The organism is Salmonella sp. SAL00672, from assembly GCF_046552175.1.
In the GTDB taxonomy this organism is placed as follows: domain Bacteria; phylum Pseudomonadota; class Gammaproteobacteria; order Enterobacterales; family Enterobacteriaceae; genus Salmonella; species Salmonella enterica.
Map to the genome: position 1 here is coordinate 435,881 of NZ_JBGDUQ010000003.1, position 20,934 is coordinate 456,814.

Annotated in this window: 17 protein-coding genes and 1 pseudogene; 4 read left to right on the plus strand and 14 right to left on the minus strand. The window is 50.2% G+C overall.

Annotation, left to right across the window (positions count from 1 at the left end; genetic code table 11):
* Window positions 1–2: 2 nt before the first annotated feature.
* The 5 genes from ACLJTG_RS12005 to golT all read right to left on the minus strand — a co-directional run bounded on the left by ACLJTG_RS12005 (window position 3) and on the right by golT (window position 6,731).
* Window positions 3–1,961 (minus strand): site-specific DNA-methyltransferase, encoded by a 1,959-nt coding sequence (locus ACLJTG_RS12005; RefSeq protein WP_410958984.1) that lies wholly within the window; start codon window positions 1,959–1,961, stop codon window positions 3–5.
* A 188-nt stretch (window positions 1,962–2,149) separates the two neighbouring features.
* Window positions 2,150–3,403: an MFS transporter gene (locus tag ACLJTG_RS12010; RefSeq protein WP_000288502.1), complete on the minus strand. Its 1,254-nt coding sequence runs from the start codon at window positions 3,401–3,403 to the stop codon at window positions 2,150–2,152.
* A 291-nt stretch (window positions 3,404–3,694) separates the two neighbouring features.
* The gene (gene golB, locus ACLJTG_RS12015) at window positions 3,695–3,889 is read right to left on the minus strand and encodes a gold resistance metallochaperone GolB (RefSeq protein ID WP_001159470.1); all 195 of its coding nucleotides are present in this window, start codon (window positions 3,887–3,889) and stop codon (window positions 3,695–3,697) included.
* A gap of 77 nt (window positions 3,890–3,966) precedes the next feature.
* Window positions 3,967–4,431: an Au(I) sensor transcriptional regulator GolS gene (gene golS, locus ACLJTG_RS12020; protein ID WP_001020583.1), complete on the minus strand. Its 465-nt coding sequence runs from the start codon at window positions 4,429–4,431 to the stop codon at window positions 3,967–3,969.
* An 11-nt stretch (window positions 4,432–4,442) separates the two neighbouring features.
* Window positions 4,443–6,731, minus strand: a complete 2,289-nt coding sequence (gene golT, locus ACLJTG_RS12025; protein ID WP_138010172.1) for a gold/copper-translocating P-type ATPase GolT — start codon at window positions 6,729–6,731, stop codon at window positions 4,443–4,445.
* Window positions 6,732–7,007: 276 nt separating this feature from the next.
* On the opposite strand from golT, the gene mdsA reads away from it, so the two are divergent.
* The 3 genes from mdsA to mdsC are packed head-to-tail and all read left to right on the plus strand — an operon-like array spanning window position 7,008 to window position 12,872.
* The gene (gene mdsA / locus ACLJTG_RS12030) at window positions 7,008–8,234 is read left to right on the plus strand and encodes a multidrug efflux RND transporter periplasmic adaptor subunit MdsA (RefSeq protein ID WP_410958985.1); all 1,227 of its coding nucleotides are present in this window, start codon (window positions 7,008–7,010) and stop codon (window positions 8,232–8,234) included.
* Complete coding sequence (gene mdsB, locus ACLJTG_RS12035; RefSeq protein ID WP_410958987.1) at window positions 8,231–11,398, plus strand: multidrug efflux RND transporter permease subunit MdsB; 3,168 nt, start codon at window positions 8,231–8,233, stop codon at window positions 11,396–11,398. Before mdsA ends, mdsB begins: the two co-directional genes overlap by 4 nt.
* A gap of 16 nt (window positions 11,399–11,414) precedes the next feature.
* Window positions 11,415–12,872, plus strand: coding sequence for a multidrug efflux transporter outer membrane subunit MdsC (gene mdsC, locus ACLJTG_RS12040; RefSeq protein ID WP_272711235.1), 1,458 nt, complete (start codon window positions 11,415–11,417; stop codon window positions 12,870–12,872).
* A gap of 69 nt (window positions 12,873–12,941) precedes the next feature.
* Here mdsC and ACLJTG_RS12045 read toward each other — a convergent pair whose 3' ends face one another.
* From ACLJTG_RS12045 to ACLJTG_RS12085, 9 genes and pseudogenes are all read right to left on the minus strand, one after another.
* Window positions 12,942–13,301, minus strand: a complete 360-nt coding sequence (locus tag ACLJTG_RS12045; protein ID WP_000722978.1) for a DUF4156 domain-containing protein — start codon at window positions 13,299–13,301, stop codon at window positions 12,942–12,944.
* 57 nt (window positions 13,302–13,358) lie between these two features.
* The gene (locus ACLJTG_RS12050) at window positions 13,359–13,583 is read right to left on the minus strand and encodes a membrane protein (protein ID WP_000737127.1); all 225 of its coding nucleotides are present in this window, start codon (window positions 13,581–13,583) and stop codon (window positions 13,359–13,361) included.
* Between the two features lie 10 nt (window positions 13,584–13,593).
* Window positions 13,594–14,235: a helix-turn-helix transcriptional regulator gene (locus ACLJTG_RS12055; protein ID WP_000610824.1), complete on the minus strand. Its 642-nt coding sequence runs from the start codon at window positions 14,233–14,235 to the stop codon at window positions 13,594–13,596.
* A 143-nt stretch (window positions 14,236–14,378) separates the two neighbouring features.
* Window positions 14,379–14,903, minus strand: coding sequence for an Ail/Lom family outer membrane beta-barrel protein (locus ACLJTG_RS12060; RefSeq protein ID WP_000830237.1), 525 nt, complete (start codon window positions 14,901–14,903; stop codon window positions 14,379–14,381).
* A gap of 388 nt (window positions 14,904–15,291) precedes the next feature.
* Window positions 15,292–15,780: a hypothetical protein gene (locus ACLJTG_RS12065; RefSeq protein ID WP_000545426.1), complete on the minus strand. Its 489-nt coding sequence runs from the start codon at window positions 15,778–15,780 to the stop codon at window positions 15,292–15,294.
* Entirely contained in the window at window positions 15,753–16,496 is a 744-nt protein-coding gene (locus ACLJTG_RS12070) for a transcriptional regulator (protein WP_127201198.1), read from the minus strand. The genes ACLJTG_RS12065 and ACLJTG_RS12070 overlap by 28 nt, the downstream gene beginning before the upstream one ends.
* A gap of 99 nt (window positions 16,497–16,595) precedes the next feature.
* Complete coding sequence (locus ACLJTG_RS12075) at window positions 16,596–18,170, minus strand: EAL domain-containing protein (RefSeq protein WP_192513519.1); 1,575 nt, start codon at window positions 18,168–18,170, stop codon at window positions 16,596–16,598.
* A 501-nt stretch (window positions 18,171–18,671) separates the two neighbouring features.
* Window positions 18,672–18,972, minus strand: a pseudogene (locus ACLJTG_RS12080) (hypothetical protein).
* Complete coding sequence (locus ACLJTG_RS12085; RefSeq protein ID WP_001005866.1) at window positions 18,945–19,679, minus strand: transcriptional regulator; 735 nt, start codon at window positions 19,677–19,679, stop codon at window positions 18,945–18,947. Before ACLJTG_RS12085 ends, ACLJTG_RS12080 begins: the two are co-directional and overlap by 28 nt.
* A gap of 663 nt (window positions 19,680–20,342) precedes the next feature.
* On the opposite strand from ACLJTG_RS12085, the gene ACLJTG_RS12090 reads away from it, so the two are divergent.
* On the plus strand, window positions 20,343–20,879 hold the full coding sequence (locus ACLJTG_RS12090) for a fimbrial protein (RefSeq protein ID WP_000062036.1): 537 nt from the start codon (window positions 20,343–20,345) through the stop codon (window positions 20,877–20,879).
* Window positions 20,880–20,934 lie beyond the last annotated feature (55 nt).

A 20,934-nucleotide genomic window follows, 5' to 3' on the forward strand; every position in this document is an offset into this window, starting at 1 on the left:
TCTTAATAACGCTTCACCAGGTTCACTTTTTGATCAAGCTGTTTTAAGCCGATTTCCAGTTCACGAATGGATTCAAGGTCGAAAGAGTAGCCGTAAATGACAATGGTCTGAACCGGAAGCTGGTGCGTACCAATGTGGTTGAGAAGATCGCGGGTCTGCTCTGTTCCCCATCGTTCATCAATCAGATACAGGCGCGTATTATCAACATACCTGGCGCAATAGCCGGAAAAATCAATGGTCTGTACGTCAATATCCATTTTATAACCATCGGCGACCAGCCATGTCGTTAATAAGGTCTCTTCGCCGCTTGCGCCGCCCGGCACGCCCAATCCTCTGGCGGAAAAAGGATTGATCATGTCGGTAAATCCTGACTCGGTGAAAGCGGCCAGTTGACCGCTGGTATTGATAAAATGGCCGGTAGCAATATCGAAGCTATCCAGATCGTCCAGCGTCTGCTGTGTCGGAGTGGCAAAACGATAATGTTTAAAACCGAGATCGCTATTGGTCGCGGGATTGTTGGCGCGGATCCTCGCCGCAACGCGTGTAATTCGCTCGCGGCTGATTTCATCAATAGTGTTATAACCTGCTTTTTTCGCGATAGTGTTATTGCTTAATGCCTGATCGATAGTACACAGAATAAACGTGCGCTGCCCCCCATCTTCTTCATTCAGCGCCATCACCGCATGGGCCGTAGTACCGGAACCGGCAAAAAAGTCCAGAACGACGCCGTCTTTATCGATAGCGAGCTTGATGATTTTCTTCAATAATGCGGTCGGTTTCGGCGTATCAAAAACGTTGTCGCCGAAGAGATCCAGAATCTCCTTTTTCCCCTCTTTATTCGACGCTACGTTATCCCAGTAATTGGTCGTTGGCTGCCCTTTACTGTGGTGCGCGTACATGACTCGCTGGGGAATACCGCCGTTATCTTTGCCAAAATAGACCAGATTATCGGCCACCAGTTTTTGGTAACTGGCTTCAGGATAAGCCCATAGTCTTTCGTGTACCGTACCGTTCGGCGTGGTAATTTTATAGGTATAGCCGCCGCCGCTCAGCCCTTTTGACACCGTTAACGGCACCGGTCGCCATTTCCCTTCTGGAAACTGTTCGGTCGGTTCTTTATAGGATTTCTGAATATACTCTTTAGAAAGCGGTTCTAAACGTAAAGCGCCCTGACCGGTTTTGGCATAAACAAGAATGTATTCCCCCTGGATGGAAACGTTATCAGAGTCGTTAGAAATCTCTTTTTTGCGCTTCCACATCACATTGGTGACAAATCCGCCTTCGCCAAAAATCTCATCCATCATTAATTTAAGATTGGCGTACTCATTATCGTCGATAGAGATAAAAATAAACCCGGTATCTTTCAGGAGCTTCCTGGCCAGGAAAAGACGCGGATACATGAAAGATAACCACGCGGAGTGCGTCGATTTACCCTGAATGGATTTTAAACGTGCCAGTTCAGTATCATTAAGACCAAACATATCCTGCAACGCCCGATCGCTATATTCAAAATGATCGGGATAGACAAACCCGTCCGATCCGGTGTTATAAGGGGGATCGATATAGATCATATCGACGGTATCGGCGTAATTATTTTGCAGATGGCGTAAAACATCCAGATTATCTCCGGTCAGAAAAAGATTATGGCTGTTTTTGTTTTCTGCCAGAGTATTGTGTTCCACGTCAGGAACGATAACGGTAACGGATTTTTCACCCGCCTGTTTTTTTGCGTAATCTTTGCCAATAAAATCAATCTGATAACCGCTAGTCAGCTCATCAATATTACGCGCTTTCAGCGCGCGCTCAAATTTGGCGAGATCAAATCCGCCTTTCGCGATCAGTTCGCCCTGCTCGTTATAGCGATCGGCGATAAAAAATTCCGGTAATGCACGTTGTAACTCAGACAGAAAGGCGCTATTCGGGGCAACAGACTCGTTGTGTTTTTGGTTATCTTTCAACATGATATCTTCGCTCCGTTGACAATTTTAAGGTCCAACAATCAATTTCTTATAAAGAAAAAAGTAAGCGATGATTGTAATGGTCACGAAAGGCAGATGCCATCATTAACCTTTGTTGTTCGTTGAAAGGGCGTAAAAACCACAGGAGGAAGGAGCGCTCCCGGCGACAGTATGCGCCAGGAGCGTAGTGTTTACGTGCGATGACCGATGGCCGACTCCGGGAGGGCGTCGCTATCTGTACCGGAGATGACGACTCCCCGGGTCTCGCGACCAAATGCCACAAATACACAGATTAAAATAGCCACCGCGCCAGCCACGATCGCCATTGCCAACCCGTAATTGCCACCATGCGTTTCCGCGATGCGGGCCTGTAACGTCGCATTAACCGACGCCAGTAAATTACCGAGTTGGTAAACAAACCCTGGCAGCACGGCGCGCGCATTCGCCGGAACCAGCTCGTTCAGCCAGGTCGGCACGACACCCCAGGCGCCCTGCACCATAAACTGCATCAGGAACGCGCCCAGGCCAATCGTGAATGATCCGCTGGAAAATGCCCATAGCGGGAGTACCGGAAGCGCAAGAAAGGCGGCGATCATGATCGCTTTTTTACGCCCAATACGTTCCGATAGCGTACCGTAGAAAATACCGCCGAGCATCGCGGCAATGTTATAAAAAATCGCAATGATACTGATCAGATGCGGATCAAAACCATGCTGCATCTTCAGGAAGGTAGGATAGAGATCCTGCGTGCCGTGACTGAAAAAGTTAAAGAACGCCATGACCAGCACCAGATACAGACACAACTTCCACTGTTTGCGCAGAACAGGAAGCAGCGCGGTATTCTCTTTACGCGCTCTGGCCGCCAGCCAGACGGGGGATTCCGGCACTTTAAACCAGATATAAGGCAGCAAGACAACAGGCAGGGCGCCAATCAGGAACATACCACGCCAGCCTACCATACTGTAGAAGAGGCCAAAAATAACCGAGGCGAACAGATAGCCGCAGGGATAGCCCGCCTGAAAAATGCCCGACATCAGGCCACGCGAACGATCGGGAATGGTTTCCATCGCCAGTGATGACGCGACGCCCCATATCCCGCCCATCGCCACGCCGTACATGACCCGAAAAATCAGAAATGCCATGAAGGTGGGCGACCAGGCGGAAAGCAGTTCAAACACCGTAAAGAACAGAATATTGAGCATCAGTATCGGTCGACGTCCGTACTTTTCCGCCATTCGGCCAAATAGCAGCGCGCCAATGGGACGTACCGCCAGGGTCAGCATAATCGCAATGGAAACGTCCGATACGGAAGCGTGAAACCATTCGGCGAGATCGCTAAGTACAAAGACAAGGATAAAGAAATCAAACGCATCCAGCATCCAACTGGTAAAGCTGGCAAACGCCACATGTCGTTGTGTCGTCGTCCAGTTCAGGGGGGTGTACATAGGTAGTGTCCTGCATCAAAAAATAACATCAAGCTTTGAAGCGGCGAAACGCTGGAGCGCTCCCGTCGTCAAAGCGACGTAACAAGGTAGCGTTGCGCTACTTATTTGTTATCTTTTTGTATATAGCAGGTAAAATGTTAGCAAAAATAGACAAATCATTACATATTATTAACAAAGCTTACTGGCACATGATTTGTCACAGTTTTTATGGGGATTATCTCATGCAAAGGAAAGCGAAGCGTGGCTAGCGTATCGCGACCGGCCTGTCGCCAGACCGATCGCCATTGACGATTACCTCTCGCGCGGCGGGAAACCGGCCTTTTGCAGGGCGGCGGCAATCTGCTCCGCGGATAGCGACGTTTCAACGTCAACCAGACGCGTCGCCGGGTCGGTTCTCACCGTCGCATTAGCATCGAGAGTCAGAATCGTCTTTTTTACCGTACTGGCGCAGCCGCCGCAGGTCATGTCATCAATATGGAACTGCATAGTGAACTCCTTTTGTTTGGGAACTGTTGCCAGTCTGGGCCTTGCCAGTGTTGGAAGGTCAAGCGTAATCTCAGGACTTACAGACGCTTTGCCAGTCCGTGGCGACGAGGACGGCGCAATACCGCTCCGGTACGCGCCTCCGGCTCGCTATCGTCAGGTTGTCCAAGCGTATGCAGAATGGGGCAATCTGGCAGCGCGTCGCCGGCGCAGCAGTGAATCAGCGCTTTGAGGGTTTGCGCCATGTGCTGCATGTTCTGGATACGTCTGTCCAGTTCATCAATGTGCGTCTGCGCCAGGCGTTTGACGTCAGCGCTTTGCCGCGACTGGTTATTCCAAAGATTCAGTAAGTCGCTGATTTCAGCAACTGAAAAGCCGAGATCGCGCGCGCGGCGTATAAAATGCAATTGATTAACATCAGCCTGGGTATAGGCCCGATAGCCGGAATCCGTTCGACTTGCCGCGGGAATCAGACCAATCTGTTCATAGTAGCGAATCATTTTGGCCGAGACTTTCGATGCTTTAGCTGCTTTACCGATGTTCATGCCGCTCCTCCTCAGGTCGTGGATGTGTCGAATGGGGTTGCCATCGGCGCCCGGAAACGGCGCAGCCGCAAAGCGTTGCCCAGCACGAACACGCTCGACATCGCCATCGCCCCTGCGGCGAATACCGGGGACAATAATATGCCCCAGACCGGAAATAGCGCGCCTGCCGCGACAGGAATCAGCGCCGTATTGTAAGCAAAGGCCCAGAACAGATTCTGGTGGATATTGCGGATGGTCGCTTTAGACAGCGCGATAGCATTCGGCACGCCTTGCAGGTTGCCGGACATTAGTACGACGTCGGCGGATTCCACCGCCACATCGGTGCCGGTGCCAATCGCCAGCCCCACGTCGGACTCCGCCAGCGCTGGCGCATCGTTGATGCCATCGCCGACAAACGCCACCTGCCCATACGCCGCTTTCAGGCGCCGTATCGCCTCGACTTTCCCTTCTGGCAATACCTCGGCAACCACATCATCAATTCCTAACTGTCTGGCGATAGCCTGTGCCGTGCGGGCATTATCGCCAGTGATCATGGCGACCTTAATGCCGAGCTGATGTAAAGCGTTAATTGCGGCGGGCGTACTGGGTTTGATCGGATCGGCCACGGCGATAATCGCCGCCAGTTGACCGTCAATAGCCGCATAGAGCGGCGATTTCCCTTCCTGCCCTAACCGTTCGGCGGTGGTGGCGAAGCCGCTAATATCCACGCCAATTTCGCGCATATAGCGATCGGCCCCCACGTCAACACGCGTACCGTCAACGGTAGCGTATACGCCCATCCCGGTCACCGATTCGAAGCCGCTCATGCCTGGTAGCGCGATCCCTTCCTCTTCTGCCGACACGACAATCGCACGGGCAATCGGATGCTCTGAACGCGATTCTACCGCCGCGACTTTCGCCAGCACCTCACGGCGTTCAAAGCCGCTGGCCACGTCGAGATCGGTCAGTACCGGGCGGCCTTCGGTAAGCGTCCCGGTTTTGTCTACGGCCACCACCTTAGCGTCTTTGAGTAGCTGTAACGCCTCCCCCTTACGGAACAGCACGCCCATTTCCGCCCCACGACCGGTTCCCACCATAATAGAGGTCGGCGTCGCCAGGCCCATCGCGCAAGGACAGGCGATAATCAGAACCGCAACGCCATTGATCAGAGCGAAAGTCAGCGCTGGCGACGGCCCAAACGCCAGCCATACCACAAAGGTCAGCGCAGCAATAAGCATCACCATCGGGACAAACCACAGCGTCACTTTATCCACGACGGCCTGAATCGGCAGTTTTGAACCCTGCGCCTGTTCCACCAGACGAATGATTTGCGCCAGCATGGTCTGTCCGCCGACGGCGGTCGCCCGCAGCGTGAGCGCGCCTTTTTGGTTTACGGTACCGCCCACCACCGCGCTTCCTGCGGATTTCTCAACCGGTATCGGTTCGCCGGTAATCATCGACTCGTCAACGAAGCTGCGGCCTTCGGTCACTTCGCCGTCAACCGGGATCCGCTCGCCTGGCCGAACCTCCACACAGTCGCTCAGCACAACCTCGTCGACAGGGATATCCACGATGCGGCCCTCGCGTAACACATGCGCGACCCGCGCCTGTAGCCCCACCAGACGTTTAATCGCTTCGGAAGTCCGCCCCTTCGCCCTTGCCTCCAGAAAGCGCCCCAGCAGAATAAGCGCGACAATCACTGCGGCGGCCTCGTAATAGACGTTTACCGTCCCTTCAGGCAACAGGTCGGGCGTAAAGGTCGCCACCAGCGAGTAGCCGAATGCCGCTGCGGTTCCCACGGCGACCAGCGAGTTCATGTCCGGCGCCAGACGCGCCAGCGCCGGGAACCCTTTAAGGTAAAAACGGCGACCGGGGATCGTCAGCACCAACAGGGTCAGTGCAAATTGCCAGTACCAGCTTTGTTGCAGGCCAATCGTTTTTATCACCCACTCGTGCATACCAGGAATAAGGTGCGAGCCCATTTCAAGCACAAAAACGGGGAGCGCCAGCACGCTGGCGAGAATCAGATCGCGCTTCAGCCTGACGCGCTCGGCCTCTTTTTTCTCTTCAGAGTCGTCTTCGCCCTGCCCCGCCGTCTCTATCGGTCGCGCCTCATACCCCGTTTTTTCAATCGCCGCGATCACCGCCTCCGCCGATGCCGTCCCGCGGACGGTGGCGCGCTCCGTCGCCAGATTCACCGTAGCGTCCGTTACGCCAGGCACAGCCTTAATACCTTTTTCAACGCGAGCGACGCACGACGCGCAGGTCATACCTTCAACAAGCAAGCTTATCGTGTCGTGACGATTTTCTGACTGACTCATGACGACTTCCCCATCCTGACTATTCGGTATCAGAAAGCCTAAAGCTTGCCATTGTGGGAAGGTCAAGCGTATTCAGGCTGCACGGTTCAGCGAGAATGTGAGATGGCTCATAAAAGAGGATGATGCGAGACATTTACGCCACGATGCCGACCCACGCCCCGAAAAAACCCGTCAGGAGCGCTTGACCTTTCCTTCGTTGTAACGCCTAGCCTTTGCCAAAAATTCTGCGGCAGCGTTGCGGAATGGCCGACACGCTGCGGTAAAGAGGGAAACGACATGCGTAGAACATTCAAAATTATGTTGATAGCCGGCGTCATCGCCGCCATCGGGGGCGTGATTTACATGGCCGGCGAAGCACTATGGGATAAAGACAACGCCGTCGGACCCCCGGCCAGCGCGCCGCCTCCACCGTCGGTACCGGTTGCTAAAGCCCTTAGCCGTACACTCGCGCCTACGGCGGAATTCACCGGTTTTCTGGCCGCGCCGGAGACCGTGGAGCTGCGTTCGCGCTTGGGAGGAACCCTTGACGCCGTCAGCGTTCCGGAAGGACGTCTGGTAAGCCGCGGACAACTGCTGTTCCAGATCGATCCGCGCCCGTTCGAGGTCGCCCTCGACACCGCCGTCGCGCAATTACGTCAGGCTGAAGTACTGGCCCGCCAGGCGCAGGCGGATTTCGATCGCATTCAACGACTGGTCGCCAGCGGCGCCGTATCACGTAAAAACGCTGACGATGTCACCGCCACGCGTAATGCGCGACAGGCGCAGATGCAATCGGCCAAAGCCGCCGTCGCCGCAGCGCGCCTTGAACTCTCCTGGACCCGTATTACCGCGCCCATTGCCGGACGCGTTGACCGCATACTGGTGACCCGGGGCAACCTGGTCAGCGGCGGCGTAGCGGGTAACGCCACGCTTCTGACGACTATCGTGTCTCACAATCCCATGTATGTGTATTTCGATATTGACGAAGCCACCTGGCTGAAGGCGTTACGGCATACCCGCTCCGACAAAAATCCACCGGTAGTCAACATGGGGTTAACCACCGATAACGGGCTGCCTTATCAGGGCGTACTCGACTTTATGGGCAATCAGATGAACCGCAGCACCGGCACTATCCGGGCGCGCGCCGTGATTCCTGACCCCGACGGAATGCTTTCTCCCGGCCTGTTTGCCCGAATCAGTTTGCCCATCGGCGAGCCGCGGGAAACCGTGCTGATTGACGATCTGGCGGTGAGCGCCGATCAGGGCAAAAACTATGTGCTGATCGTCGGCAAGGAGAATCAGGTGGAGTATCGTCCGGTTGAGTTGGGACAAATGGTCGATGGATTCCGCGTCGTTACACAGGGAGTACTGCCGGGAGAAAAAATCATCCTCAAGGGGCTGGTGCGTCCTGGCATGACCGTTGCGCCACGTCTGGTGCCGATGCGGCAGAATGTGACCGACAAACAGACCGCGACATTGACTAAAGCGGACGGCGACAGCGCGTCGAAGGCGGTGCGCCAATGAAATTCACCCACTTTTTCATCGCACGGCCCATCTTCGCCATCGTCCTGTCGCTGTTAATGCTGCTGGCTGGCGCTATCGCCTTTTTAAAACTGCCGCTGAGTGAATATCCGGCCGTTACGCCGCCCACGGTACAGGTTAGCGCCAGCTACCCCGGCGCTAACCCGCAAGTGATTGCCGATACGGTAGCCGCGCCGCTGGAACAGGTGATCAACGGCGTTGACGGCATGTTGTATATGAATACCCAGATGGCCATTGATGGTCGCATGGTTATCTCTATCGCCTTCGAACAGGGAACCGATCCTGATATGGCGCAAATTCAGGTGCAAAACCGGGTATCCCGCGCGCTGCCTCGCCTGCCCGAAGAAGTCCAGCGAATTGGCGTTGTAACGGAGAAAACGTCCCCCGATATGTTGATGGTGGTCCATCTTGTCTCGCCGCAAAAACGCTATGACTCGCTTTACCTGTCTAACTTCGCCATCCGGCAGGTTCGCGACGAACTGGCCCGTTTACCCGGCGTCGGCGATGTTCTCGTCTGGGGCGCGGGCGAGTACGCCATGCGCGTCTGGCTGGACCCGGCGAAAATCGCCAACCGCGGTCTTACCGCCAGTGATATCGTTACGGCGTTGCGGGAACAAAACGTACAGGTCGCCGCCGGTTCCGTCGGGCAACAGCCGGAGGCCTCCGCCGCTTTTCAGATGACGGTAAACACGCTGGGCCGCCTGACCAGCGAAGAACAGTTCGGCGAGATTGTGGTAAAAATCGGCGCTGACGGCGAGGTGACGCGTCTGCGTGATGTCGCCCGCGTCACGCTGGGCGCAGATGCCTATACGCTGCGCAGTTTACTGAATGGCGAAGCGGCGCCAGCGTTACAGATTATTCAAAGTCCGGGCGCCAATGCGATTGACGTTTCTAACGCGATTCGCGGCAAAATGGATGAGTTGCAGCAAAACTTCCCGCAGGATATCGAATACCGGATTGCCTATGATCCTACGGTCTTCGTGCGCGCATCGCTACAATCGGTGGCGATTACGTTGCTGGAAGCCCTCGTGCTGGTCGTCCTTGTCGTGGTGCTGTTCCTGCAAACCTGGCGGGCGTCCATTATTCCTCTGGTGGCGGTTCCCGTTTCGCTGGTCGGCACCTTTGCCTTGATGCACCTGTTTGGCTTTTCGCTGAATACGCTTTCGCTGTTTGGTTTGGTCCTGTCGATAGGTATCGTTGTCGATGACGCCATCGTTGTGGTCGAAAACGTGGAACGGCATATATCGCAGGGCAAAAGTCCCGGAGAGGCGGCAAAGAAGGCGATGGATGAAGTCACTGGTCCCATTCTTTCTATTACCTCGGTGCTAACGGCGGTCTTTATCCCTTCCGCATTCCTGGCGGGCCTGCAGGGTGAGTTTTATCGTCAGTTCGCGTTGACCATCGCTATTTCGACCATCCTTTCGGCCATTAACTCGCTGACGCTCTCCCCTGCGCTGGCTGCCATTTTGCTAAGACCGCACCACGATACTGCGAAGGCTGACTGGCTAACGCGGTTGATGGGCACGGTCACTGGCGGTTTTTTCCATCGCTTTAACCGTTTCTTCGACAGCGCGTCGAACCGCTATGTTAGCGCCGTCCGTCGGGCCGTGCGCGGCAGCGTCATTGTGATGGTGCTCTATGCTGGCTTTGTGGGGCTGACCTGGCTTGGCTTCCATCAGGTGCCGAACGGGTTTGTGCCTGCGCAGGATAAATACTATCTCGTCGGCATCGCCCAGCTCCCAAGCGGCGCATCGTTGGATCGCACAGAGGCGGTCGTGAAACAGATGTCCGCTATCGCGCTGGCGGAACCCGGCGTTGAAAGCGTCGTCGTCTTCCCCGGTCTGTCGGTTAACGGCCCGGTAAATGTGCCAAATTCGGCGCTGATGTTCGCCATGCTGAAACCCTTTGACGAGCGTGAAGATCCTTCACTTTCCGCTAACGCTATCGCCGGAAAGCTAATGCACAAATTTAGCCACATTCCCGACGGGTTTATTGGCATCTTCCCGCCGCCGCCGGTTCCAGGGCTTGGCGCGACGGGCGGCTTTAAATTGCAGATTGAAGATCGTGCGGAACTGGGATTTGAAGCGATGACAAAGGTGCAAAGCGAGATTATGTCTATGGCGATGCAGACGCCCGAACTGGCCAATATGCTGGCCAGTTTCCAGACGAACGCCCCGCAATTACAGGTGGATATCGACCGGGTAAAGGCGAAATCAATGGGGGTATCGCTCACCGACATCTTTGAAACGTTGCAAATTAACCTCGGCTCGCTTTACGTCAACGATTTCAACCGATTTGGCCGTACCTGGCGGGTGATGGCGCAGGCCGATGCGCCATTCCGTATGCAGCAAGAGGATATCGGCCTGCTTAAAGTCCGCAATGCGAAGGGCGAGATGATCCCGCTTAGCGCTTTCGTCACGATTATGCGCCAGTCGGGGCCGGACAGAATCATCCATTACAACGGCTTCCCCTCGGTAGATATTAGCGGTGGACCGGCTCCGGGCTTCTCCTCCGGACAGGCGACGGACGCGATTGAAAAGATCGTGCGTGAAACGTTACCGGAAGGGATGGTCTTCGAATGGACCGATCTGGTTTATCAGGAAAAACAGGCCGGCAATTCTGCGCTTGCTATCTTTGCGCTGGCGGTGCTGTTGGCCTTCCTGATCCTGGCGGCGCAGTACAACAGTTGGTCGCTGCCCTTCGCCGTCCTGCTTATTGCGCCTATGTCATTACTCTCAGCCATTGTCGGCGTGTGGGTATCTGGCGGAGATAACAATATCTTTACGCAGATTGGTTTCGTGGTGCTGGTCGGCCTGGCGGCCAAGAACGCCATTTTGATTGTCGAGTTTGCCCGCGCCAAAGAACACGACGGCGCAGACCCGCTGACCGCCGTACTGGAAGCGTCCCGCCTGCGTCTGCGTCCTATCCTGATGACCTCATTCGCCTTTATCGCAGGTGTAGTACCACTGGTACTCGCGACGGGTGCCGGCGCGGAAATGCGACATGCGATGGGCATCGCCGTGTTTGCCGGCATGTTGGGCGTCACGCTCTTCGGCCTGTTATTGACGCCTGTATTTTACGTGGTGGTTCGCAGGATGGCATTAAAGCGTGAGAACCGCGTTGATTCGCATGATCAGCAAGCATAATGATGGGAATGGCATAATGAAGATCACTTTTACAGGCTATCGGCAGACCGCCACGCTGGCGACGCTTGCTTTCGTCACCACGCTTGCTGGCTGTACGATGGCGCCGAAGCACGAACGCCCCGCATCGCCGACTGCGATGGTCTATCCCTACGCAACGTCAACCGTTTCTGGCGCGCCGGATGCCGCTGACATTGGCTGGCGTGATTTCTTCCACGATCCGCTTCTACAGGAACTGATCGCGATCGCGTTACGCAATAATCGGGATTTACGCAAGGCAGGGCTCAATGTTGAAGCCGCCCGGGCGTTATACCGTATTCAGCGCTCGGAGATGCTGCCGACGCTCGGCATCGCCACCGCCATGGACGCCAGTCGCACTCCCGCCGATCTCAGCGTCACAGACGAGTCTGAGATTAACCGACGCTACGAGATGGCTGGGGCGACGACGGCCTGGGAACTGGATCTCTGGGGGCGAGTGCGAAGCCTTAGCGACCAGGCATTAGCCGCCTATATGGCGCTTGATGAGACGTACATTGCGGCGCGAATGAGCCTGGTTTCCGAAGTCGCCAGCGCCTGGCTGACGCTACGGGCTGACCGGGAGCTGCTGCGCTTAACCGAAGATACGCTGGCCGCGCAAAAAAGTTCATACACATTGACAACCCAGCTTGCCCGGACAGGCAACGCCACACAGCTCGATCTGCGTATGGCGGAGATCGCGCTGCGTTCTGCGGAAATCAATCGCGCGGCGTATACGCGACAGTTGGCGCGGGATCGTAACGCGCTTGAATTGCTGTTGGGCCAGCCGCTCACGCCTGAACTGTCGCGTCGACTAAACGAGGCGGTCACGCTTACGGAAGGCGCGATCCCGACCACATTGCCAGGCGGATTACCGTCAGATCTGCTGGTACGCCGCCCGGATATTCGCGCCGCCGAGTACAGGCTGCGTGGCGCAAACGCCCGGATAGGCGCAGCGCGCGCCGCCTTCTTCCCGACCATCAGCCTGACAGGCGCGGCGGGAACGGCCAGCGCGTCTCTTAGCGGACTCTTTGAACCGGGATCGGGAAGCTGGCGTTTTCTACCGCAAATCACCTTGCCTCTCTTTCACGGCGGCGCATTACGCGCTGACCTAGATAGGGCGCATATCCAAAAACAGATTGAAATCGCCAGGTATGAAAACGTTATTCAGCAAGCCTTTCGCGACGTGGCGGATGGTCTGGCGGGACAGCGTACGCTGAATGACCAGGTGCAATCAGAACAACGCGCGGTTGAAGCCAGCCAAATCGCCTATGAGCTGGCCGGACTCCGTTTTCAGGAAGGCGTCGATGACTACCTTACGCTGCTTGATACCCATCGTATGCTTTATGGCGCGCAACAGCGCCTGGTACGCACACGGCTCATGCAACAGCTGAATATCATTAATCTGTATAAAGCATTAGGCGGCGGTTGGCGGGAATACAGCGAGAAAAAGCAAGGTTAGCCCAAATAGCGCCCGCGTCGCCAGTGCGGCGCGAGCGCTAAACAGGCATATATTGCCTGCAAAATAAGGTTAACGAGGGCAACGATAAACGTTCCCGCTTAACGTGACATTCGTTTGTTTGCTTGAGCCCGAACCGTGCCATGAACTTCCTGTCTGGCCTGCACGCTGGGTTAACAGGACTACCGTATTTCCGCCCATTTTATAAGCTTTGTTTTTCAGATCGTTACGGGCACCCGTTTCCAGGTTACTGTTGGAAGTCCAGCCACCGGTAAAGAAATTCCCCTGGCTGCCCGTGATATCCCCTAAGTAGCTGCATTCCTTACCTGGCTCGCTGGTCATCACCCGTACCTGTTCAGCGCCATAATTCAACGAATTAGCGCTACATGCGGTTAAAGCCAAGCCGACGAAACATACTAAGATCTTTTTCATACTAATACCTGGTCTATTAATCATTAAATAATAACGCGTTCTTGCTTCTGAACGCCGTCAAGGAACTATATTTAAGATGTAACGAATGTCTTTCATTTGCTGAAGAAAAGTCTCTGTCATGATGCTATCATGTATGCTTGAGGCTATTTCTTGTTCAGTTTTTTCAATATGCTCTCTGAGCCTTATTTTTGTTTTTTCGTCAAGCGCCGAGATAAGTATCTTAATGGCAAGCAGCATAGTAGGATTGATGCTTTCACACTCTCTCATCGTTAACTTTTTCATCTTTTTTGCTTCAAGCCTGATCGGCGTTTTTGTCTACACGGCAAATTTTAGATGCGAAGATATGGCGACTTCTTTGGTAAATAAATAGCAAATGGAAAAAGCGTTTGAAGCCATATTTACGGCAGATACGCAATCTATGAATGTACAAAGTCTTACGACTCATGCCATAGCTACTGGCGATCTGACTCATCGACTTTTTATATAAAAAGTGCCATAACAACTCCTCCTCCTTTTTTGTCAACGGCGCAAGTTCACCGACCGCTACATCATTTGCACAAGCGTATTTAATGAAATGCTCAATAAAAACAGGCTTTGCCAAATCGGGATCGATATCAGGATCTCTATCGCAGCCATGTGGATAAAGTTTTCCAATATCTCTGCGCGTGAGCCAGATTCGACGAGCATGCGGATAATGCTGCATGAGCGCCTTAAAACCTTTCCAGACCCCCTGAATCAAAACTCGTCCATCAATAATAATTATGATATCTTCGCTAGCTGATATCTGACACGAATTATATTCTCCATTGAGTGGGAACATAAAGCACTTCCCATCCTCAAAGAGTGAAGCGATGCCTAAATAAGTATAATAATCATCCGTTAAAACTATACCTATCGTTTTTAACGGAAGTTGTTCCGATAGTGAATTTATCATAATTTCATCAATAGAATAACGCTACGGTGAGTGTTTTATCTTCCTCTTAAGATTACCTGAGCGCTCATAACCATCCCTATTCTGTAGCAGCGCCATATTATTTTTAATTCCTTGCCATAAACGTAACGCTTATAATTTTAATGTCAGAAGCGATAACCTACGCTGACACCAAATGTATTGGTATCCACAGCGAAGAAACGACTGGCTTCCCATGATGCATCGATAGATATACTCTTAACTGGATTAAATATTACGCCAGCGCCGTAGGCAAAGGAGTCTTCTTTTGAGTGTTTATTAAATTTCATCGTCGCTATACCCGCATTGCCGTACAGGCTCACATAGTCATTAAAACGATATGTTGGTCCAAACATCAAAGAACCATAGTCTACAGAATCGGAACCATTTTTATGCAATTTCCCCTCTTTCCAGGTGTAGTTCTCCATTTCATTGCGCGTCGCGGTGAATGATCCTAACATCCCCCAGGTCTCATTGAACTCGTAACGATATTTAAAATTAAAGCCTCGCAGATCTTTGCTATCGCTATTTTTCAATGAACTGAGATGAGTTTGTGCATAACCAAACGATACGGTGTGCTGATCGTTAGCCAAAGCTAAAGGTGACGCTAATAATAAACCTAAAAAAACAAGGAACGAAGACCGTCTTTTCATTAAAACCACTCCATTTTTGATATATAATTAAGGCGGTACCGGAACTTATGGCACACAAATAGCATTTAGATTAAGAGCACCTAATGCGCTTATTACCAGTCATGCCAACTGCGGAGGTAATATAACCTGATATATTCGATAATGGATATGAAATCAGTCTTACAGAGTTCTTACTTTTTTATTAATGGCGGATTCATAGTTGCTTCAGACCCGATCCTGGCATCGCATCCGTCAGGCGGACAGCGAGAGGTTATCAGCGAGTATCAGTCACCTCCTTGAAGAGTCAAAATTCATAACCAATTGTTTTTCATGTATTTTATTGATTATTGAGTTAACCTTTACCCTTGCGGAGGGCAATTTCGCAACTCGCTTTCTGACGCATTCAGATCTACTGCGCGGTACAAACGTTATAAAGCTGCCGATTAAGAGAATAAAAAAAGGTTTTCTCACCCACTTTAGATATTCGAATCTCATTAGCCGCTTCCGGATGCAGAACCCGTAAATATGATAACAGATCGCCAGCCGTGTCCGTGGCAAAGACTTTTACCTGGGATACTTCGAACGTATAAACACCAGGCGCTGTTCGATGTAAATTTTTCATATATACGTCCCGGTATAATATTTTTACACCGTTATCTTTTGTTTTTATTTCATATTGAAGCGTAATTCTCTTCATCTTAAAATCAAGAACAAGACTGCCATCGGCATGGATATCTTTAGGTTGTATCGTCGTTACCGTTCTTGTCGTACATAAAAATTCATTAGTATTAATAGAACTATGGCTACTGTTTCGTACCCAAACTACCATCAGTACGACTGAAACAGCCAACATACCAAGCGTCGCCACGCTTAATAACGTTCTTTTATGGAAATGCATTTCGGCTCCGCTATATCAAGTTGGTTAAGACACTGGACAAAAATATTTGTATTAGGAACGCGAATGTAATAAATGATTTTTCCGTTTTGTTTATGTATTTCATTACTCATCTCAGAGTACGCTTCAACGATATCCGTCAGATGGGTTTTATCATGCCCGACACTATAAAAAGTGTATCCATCATACGAACCCTGGAGGGTAAAGTAATCAATATTTTCACCCTTAACTTTATACATCATAAAAAACATCAGAAGCGCGGCCAGGCAAAAGTAGAGCCAATCTTTTTTATTCACAGCGCCCGGTATTGGGGTAATAATAGTGTCATCGTGCCGCACTTCAACCGTCGATACTTCTGTTTCAGCAACAGCAGGCAACGGCGTATTTTGCGCCTCATCACTCAACGGTTCAATGGAAACTGAGAGTAAAACACCCACGCGAGGGCGAGTCACAACAGACGCCCCCTTAAGACCAATTTTATCAAATGACCCTCGTAGCTGGTTAATCAATTTATAATAACTGGCATCAGAGACCACGACACCTTTGCGCCCCCAGACATAGTTAATTAAATCATCTTTTTTAAAAAGGCCTTCATAAAAAGCGATAAGCAAACTGCGTTCCGATTCAGATATCGTTATCGACTCACTGGCGCAGGAAAGCGTCATTCGTTCACAATCAAGAATAACTCTTTTGTCAATCAGATAATTGTTCTGACTCATAAAAATATCCGCCTCAGTGCTATCACGTTTCTTCACGGCATAAACATATTACCAGGATATATCGCGCTATTGAATTTTTTTCCGTAGCGAGCTCCTGCATTATTCAGCCACCAGATCGCTCGCGGATCCGCTTTCCCCCTTGAGCAAACCATTTTGCCGCTGGGCTGACTTGCCAAGCCAGCTCATAAAGTCATTAGCCTCCATCGGCCTGGCATAAAGAAATCCCTGAACGAATCCTACCCCGTGGCTTAAGATATAACGCAATTGGTGCTGGGTACTGACCCCTTCGGCAACCACATTAAGCCCCAGTCGCTGACTCAGCGTGATGATAGTATCCAGGACAGGAACATCATCGCTGCTGGTATCAATGGTATCGATAAACGTTCTGTCTATTTTAAGAGAGTCTACAGGTAATTGCTGGAGATAGGAGAGGGAGCAATAGCCGGTCCCAAAATCATCAATCGCTATTAACACGCCTTTTTCACGGAGCGTTGAAAGTTTTTCTGCGACCTGTGAAGGTTCTACAATCAGGCTACGTTCGGTGAGCTCCAACATAAGCGTTATCGTTCCCAAACGAGTCCTGAGCGCCTCTATATCTTGTATAAAACCGTCATCCATAAGATGCGCAGGCGATATATTTACGCTGATATAGAAATCATCCGGTACAGTCCAGTTTATCACGTCATGAGCAATCAGTTCGAACAGATGACGAGAGAGTGGAATAATCATGCCTTCATTTTCTGCGGCGGTAATAAAAATATCGGGAGTTATAAAACGGCCATCCGGTTGCGGCCAGCGCATTAGCGCCTCCACGCCGCCGCAACTACCGTCTTTAACATTAAAAACAGGTTGATAATGTACCGTAAATTCATTGTGCGTTATTCCCCTGGCAATCTCCCGGGCCAGAGATAAGCGTTTTAAATACCAGCGCCTGTAGAACAACATCATCCCTACAGAAAGACATAATGACAGCGGAATAAAAATAAAAAGGTTTTGTAACCAGTATGCCGATAACGTTGAGAAAGGGGTTCGCACCATCAGCTGGATAGTGTGATCGGTTGAGGTGAACCGCTGCGTTAAAAACGCCTTACCGCGCAACGTCGCAGCGCTGGTAATCGCCTCCCCTGCGCCGAATGTCAGGCTAAAGGCTGATGCTCTCTCTGCTGCCAATATCTCCATGAGCTCCTGGACATACTGCGAATCCACAATGACGAAAGCCGCTTTATTCGCTGCTACTTTTTTCACATAAACCACAACAAGGCGATCGGGTCCTTCGGCCATACTACCGATAGATCGCAACCACCGTTCCGGATAAGAAGCAGGTAAGGAAAGCCCTGCCAGCCGGGAAAAATGATAGCGTTCGGTTCCTGTGACAAAGGAGCAAGTGATATCACCATTTTCCAGAAACCCAATGTCACGGACATAAGGAGTGAAGGCCCGCGTTCTGGACAGTTCTTTCAGCGTATCAGTGCAGGAACTCTCAGCCAGTCTGGCGGCTTTTCCGGCGACTTGCCAGGAGGCGGCAGATATATCCGCGCTAAACCGCAGCAGCGTATTGGCGCTGACGGCGATATCTCGTTTTAGCTGGAAGATACCCGCGAGTAACCCCACCAATATCATTACGATCAGTGGAACGGCAATAAACAACATCAGAAATAGCTTTCTTACTTTCAAATCATTGCCCTCTTACCGGCCTTCCTTTTGCCACTGTACGCTTTTATAGGATAACTAAAGTAACATTAATATAGAAAAGCAATATTGAGAGATAGGTTATACGTTCTTAATGATAGCAAGATGGCACTCCCTGTGCCGAAAATAGACAAGAAAATATCAATACCCAACAGGTGCAGGATACTATCGTTAAAATAAGCGATAGCAGATATCTAAATTCAATATGTTAGCCAGATGCCAGGTTCGCTGCCTGATGAGGCATAACCATCACGGAACGAATTCCCATCAATACAGGGATTATTGGCTACAACTCAACGTTACTACTGGTGGTACACACATTATACAAATGTCGATTAAGCGAAAACATGTAGGTATTTTTCCCAATTTTGACCATCTTTAACTCATTAATCGTACCAGGCTGTAACAGTCTCAACCAGGAAAACAAATCGCCAGCAGTATCAGACTCAAAAGTCTTAACTGAATTGACTTTAAAAGTAAATGTTTTCATACCCGTTCTGCGCAGTTTGCTGATGCAGATATCACGAAAAAAAAGCCGTTTCTCTTTCGTATCGGTAGTAACATCGTAGTGTAGGGTAATCCTGCCGGATTTAAGATCCAGCACAAGTCCACCATCCATGTACAATTTTCGTGGTTCAATATACGCTTCTGATTTTGTCGTGCATATAAGATTATTGGTTCTATAAGAGTCTCGATTTACCCACTCAAGCGCTATTACCGATCCGATTGCGACAGTGGCGATAAATATTACAAATATAATCAGTAACGTTCTTTTACTGTAATACATTTTGGCACCGCCATTTCAACAGGATTTAAGCATTGCAGAAAAATATTCATGTTAGGCTCCCTGATATAATAAAGATGGCGTCCATTTTGCCGGTAAATTTTAATTTTTAGAGAGTTAAAAGCAAAAACTACTTCACTTAATGTGACCTTATCCTCTTTTGTTTTATAGATTGCATAATCGTTATATTCGCCAAGATATGTAAAAAAACTATCAGGGCTGTTACGAACAGGCGCTTTATATATAGTAAATACACCATAGAGCAATGCCAGAAGAATGGCTCCTGTTAATACCACAAATACGCTGTGACGTTTAATTTTGTAAAATATGTTCTCCCGAGTCGGGGTGCCTTTAACGTTTTCATCACTCACCTTTAGGGAGGTGATTTTTTTTATAGGTTCAATGGCAACAGACAGCGACACCCCCACCCGAGGACGAGTTACGATGTCAGATGACTGTAGACCGATGCTACTAAAATCATTTCTCATTTGATTAATGAGTTTATAGTAACTTGATTCTGAGACGCAGCCTCCACGATTTTCCCAAACAAAATGAATAATATCTTCTTTTTTGTAAAGACCATGCCAAAAAGCAAGAAGCAGATGGGTCTCAGCTTCTGATATTCTGATTATCTCATTACCATGCGATAAGGTCATCTTCGTACTATCAAATACAACACGCTTATCAAGTAAAAATATGCTTTCATTCATGACAATCCTAAAGGTAACTGCATCCATCATTCAGACGACATATTATCATGCTCAAAAAAGAATTCAGCCCCCTAATTAACCTGAGTTTAACTTATAAGTCTCACTTATAGTAAACAATAATTGACACAAGTATTACCTGCACATTACAAATCAAACAGTTATAGGTAAATCTGAACACTTTTCTTTACCTTAACGCAAACTCAGGAAACTTCTGAAAGGCCAAAAGTAAGAAAAAAGTAAGACTAATTATACTGTTTCAGAAGCAGATTTCAGAAAATTTACCTTAATCTCACCATCGTATTATCCATCGGGAGGTTTAACTGATGCGGATTTTACATAGCAAAAATGTGCAGGTTTGTATTGCAACATAGTCTATCTATTCAGACGCGGAGAGAATTGTTATCGGATTACACTCAATCAAATGATAACACTATCAGTTGTACTAATGAGATGTATGGACGAAAGCGTTTATCGCTCTATTTCATGATAAGAGAAATAAGTCTGTTTGTTTTATATCGCATTATCAATAGTCAGGAGGGTATAGCTCACATCCAAAAATAGAGTTAATGATCGTTATTTTTACCACTCCTCCATAAGCACGAAACATTCGGGCGAATTGCACTCGTCCTGAAAAAGTAAAGATTAATACAGGAACATTATCATATGTCTATGAAAAAATATTTAGCAATGATCACAGGCTCGCTTCTTGTCTCCAGCAGCGCGATGGCTGTTTCTGATAACACCATCACCTTTCAAGGGGAAGTCTCTGATGAAACGTGCTCTGTCGTGATTAATGGTAATCAGGCTAAACCCGTCGTGTTATTACCAACAGTAAGTACTAAAGAGTTATCAGAACAAGGGAAAACCGCGGGGCCAATAACGTTTGATATTGGGCTGTCCGGGTGTACCGGCTCTAAGGACAAAACAACAAAAATTTCCACTGTCTTTGTCGGTAATCAGGTCACCAGTAACGGTAACCTGGGTAATACTGGCAGCGCGAAAAATGTTGAAGTCCAATTACTCGACACTTCAGGGGAGCCAATCAATCTGACCGGCGGCTTTACTGGCGACGGCGACCTACAGCTGGAACCAAATGCTTCTGAAGCGAGCGCGACTTATACCGCGCGGTATTACTCTACCGGGAAAGCAGAGGCTGGGACAGTCGCTGCCACCCTACAATACGCCGTTTCGTATAAATAATTGTCGCTACGGTCTGGCGTTGAAACGCCAGACCATTTTCAATCGTCAGGGAGTT

Bases quoted from the DNA above. Each gene is read 5' to 3' on its own strand.
- ACLJTG_RS12005 (WP_410958984.1), bottom strand. From the start codon at position 1,961: ATGTTGAAAGATAACCAAAAACACAACGAGTCTGTTGCCCCGAATAGC.
- ACLJTG_RS12010 (WP_000288502.1), bottom strand. From the start codon at position 3,403: ATGTACACCCCCCTGAACTGGACGACGACACAACGACATGTGGCGTTT.
- golB (WP_001159470.1), bottom strand. From the start codon at position 3,889: ATGCAGTTCCATATTGATGACATGACCTGCGGCGGCTGCGCCAGTACG.
- golS (WP_001020583.1), bottom strand. From the start codon at position 4,431: ATGAACATCGGTAAAGCAGCTAAAGCATCGAAAGTCTCGGCCAAAATG.
- golT (WP_138010172.1), bottom strand. From the start codon at position 6,731: ATGAGTCAGTCAGAAAATCGTCACGACACGATAAGCTTGCTTGTTGAA.
- mdsA (WP_410958985.1), top strand. From the start codon at position 7,008: ATGCGTAGAACATTCAAAATTATGTTGATAGCCGGCGTCATCGCCGCC.
- mdsB (WP_410958987.1), top strand. From the start codon at position 8,231: ATGAAATTCACCCACTTTTTCATCGCACGGCCCATCTTCGCCATCGTC.
- mdsC (WP_272711235.1), top strand. From the start codon at position 11,415: ATGAAGATCACTTTTACAGGCTATCGGCAGACCGCCACGCTGGCGACG.
- ACLJTG_RS12045 (WP_000722978.1), bottom strand. From the start codon at position 13,301: ATGAAAAAGATCTTAGTATGTTTCGTCGGCTTGGCTTTAACCGCATGT.
- ACLJTG_RS12050 (WP_000737127.1), bottom strand. From the start codon at position 13,583: ATGAAAAAGTTAACGATGAGAGAGTGTGAAAGCATCAATCCTACTATG.
- ACLJTG_RS12055 (WP_000610824.1), bottom strand. From the start codon at position 14,235: ATGATAAATTCACTATCGGAACAACTTCCGTTAAAAACGATAGGTATA.
- ACLJTG_RS12060 (WP_000830237.1), bottom strand. From the start codon at position 14,903: ATGAAAAGACGGTCTTCGTTCCTTGTTTTTTTAGGTTTATTATTAGCG.
- ACLJTG_RS12065 (WP_000545426.1), bottom strand. From the start codon at position 15,780: ATGCATTTCCATAAAAGAACGTTATTAAGCGTGGCGACGCTTGGTATG.
- ACLJTG_RS12070 (WP_127201198.1), bottom strand. From the start codon at position 16,496: ATGAGTCAGAACAATTATCTGATTGACAAAAGAGTTATTCTTGATTGT.
- ACLJTG_RS12085 (WP_001005866.1), bottom strand. From the start codon at position 19,679: ATGAATGAAAGCATATTTTTACTTGATAAGCGTGTTGTATTTGATAGT.
- ACLJTG_RS12090 (WP_000062036.1), top strand. From the start codon at position 20,343: ATGTCTATGAAAAAATATTTAGCAATGATCACAGGCTCGCTTCTTGTC.